A 1939-nucleotide genomic window follows, 5' to 3' on the forward strand; every position below is an offset into this window, starting at 1 on the left:
GATACTGTGAAAGCTTCAATGCAAGGTTCCGAGACGAATTGCTGAACGGTGAAATCTTCTACAGCTTGCGAGAGGCCCAAATCCTGATCGAGCAATGGCGCATTCACTACAACACCGTCAGGCTGCACAGCTCATTGGGCTATCGCCCGCCTGCACCGGAAAGCATCGTTCCGATGGACCAGAGGCCCACGATGCACTAACAATTAGACCGGACCACCCGATGGGGGAACGTCATTCAGGCTTATGATGTCAGCCAAGAAAAAGTGGCGGAAGATCAACGGGCCAAACCGTCTGCCGGAAGGTATTCAGGGGGTTGAGTTCAAAGACGGGATCAAGCAAGTTCAAATCGCCGCCTGATGACGGCCGTCACCAACTTTCGGGCATAGCTCCGCAGATTCATGTCAGATTATTAAAGGAATACAAGCGTTAATGGAAAATCTTTTGTTTATTGGTACCTATGCCGCTTCCGACACCGATCAAACGGATTTTGATGCTGAAGATCTTAGCGTTTTTCCAACGGGCACGGCAGTAACCAAAGATACCCTCAAAATCGTTTCGATTGTTGGTGATGATGGTGGTGATGGGGCATATCAGGACAATGATGCAGGCAATCCCGGAGATTCAATCACATACGATTTGGGATCTGGTTCGGTCACAACAGTATCCGACATGACGGCGCTCGTATCGGTTGACTTGCTGTTGGGCGATGGAACGACTGTCTCATTGAATGCGGCATTCATACAGATGGCTAACGGTGACACGTTCATAACAGATTTGAGTAATGCAGGAAACTTGGACAATTTGAATATTCAGAATGTGACCATTACAGGGTTCCCCAGCGGCACCAACGTGTTGGGCTGGAGGATCGGGCAGTCTGTCGATGGAAGCAATGTGGTTTGTTTCTGCAAAGGCACAGAAATCTTAACCGAATCTGGTTATGTTAAAGTGGAGTACTTGACTAAGGGCATGCTTATCCAAACTATGGACAATGGCCTCCAACCTGTTCGCTGGGTGTCTTCGAAAAAGACAGAAGAGAAAGAATTGGTTATCAGGCCGTCTCTTAAGCCCATCAGGATTAAGGCGGGGGCACTCGGAGCGAGCACGCCATCGAAAGATCTATTGGTCTCCAGGCAACATCGTATAATGCTTCGCTCAAAGGTAGTCGAACGTATCGCGGATGCTAGCGAGGTATTGGTTCCAGCTCATAAATTGCTGGGAATTGACGGGGTTAAAAACTCAGATGAGATCGCAGCGTTAGAATATTTTCATATCTGCTGCGACAATCATGAGATAATTCTGGCAAACGGAACTCCTACAGAAAGCCTGTTTCTTGGTGGAGAGGCATTAAAAAGCCTCACTGAAAAAGCTCGCAGTGAACTATCCGTGATTTTCCCACAGCTTACTAAGAATCGGCCTGTCCATGTATTGGCAAGACAACTTCTTGTAAAACAAAGTCGGGTGGATCAGCTTGTTCGGCGTCATAAGAAAAACAATAAACACGATTTTATTGTAAAGCTGCCCAATGTTACTGGTGAGCATTCGACATGCACGATATAGGGCCTGTTGACGTTCAGAATTCCCAAATCGTGTGAGTTCTGATTCAAGGTTGTAAACAGAAGATAGTAACCGTGACGCAACGTGTCCTGACCGATGCCCAATGGGCGTGCTAGCTAGGGTGACAGCGCCTTGTTCGGATATAACGTAAGCGTCCGGCCTCACTGGTCTGGAGGGTGTTGTCACGTTAACTTCCGGCCTGCGAAGGAATCCCGATGCTTGGGGACTGTTGCATTAACCGGTCACTTGGCAGATGTCGGGGCTAGAGCACCGTCCATTTAATCTGTAACATACCCGGCAGCCTTGAAGAGATTTCGGCACTCGTCTGGTGGGAAGAGGTCGCATGTTTGTGCAACGGATTTGAAAAGCGCTTCGAAGGTGCGGG

At 48.5% G+C, this 1939-nt stretch carries 2 protein-coding genes; both read left to right on the top strand.

The genetic code is table 11. The annotated features are described in order from the left end of the window. Window positions 1-200 (top strand): integrase core domain-containing protein (locus tag V6N04_RS18920; RefSeq protein ID WP_371171729.1); only part of this gene is annotated, 200 nt, incomplete at its 5' end. Between the two features lie 229 nt (window positions 201-429). Beyond that, window positions 430-1557 carry a Hint domain-containing protein gene (locus tag V6N04_RS18925; protein ID WP_371171730.1) on the top strand — a complete coding sequence of 376 codons (1128 nt, stop codon included), beginning with the start codon at window positions 430-432 and terminating at the stop codon, window positions 1555-1557. Window positions 1558-1939: the final 382 nt, after the last annotated feature.

Origin of the sequence: Aliiroseovarius conchicola, assembly GCF_041403445.1 — a bacterium.
Classification (GTDB): Bacteria; Pseudomonadota; Alphaproteobacteria; order Rhodobacterales; family Rhodobacteraceae; genus Aliiroseovarius; species Aliiroseovarius conchicola.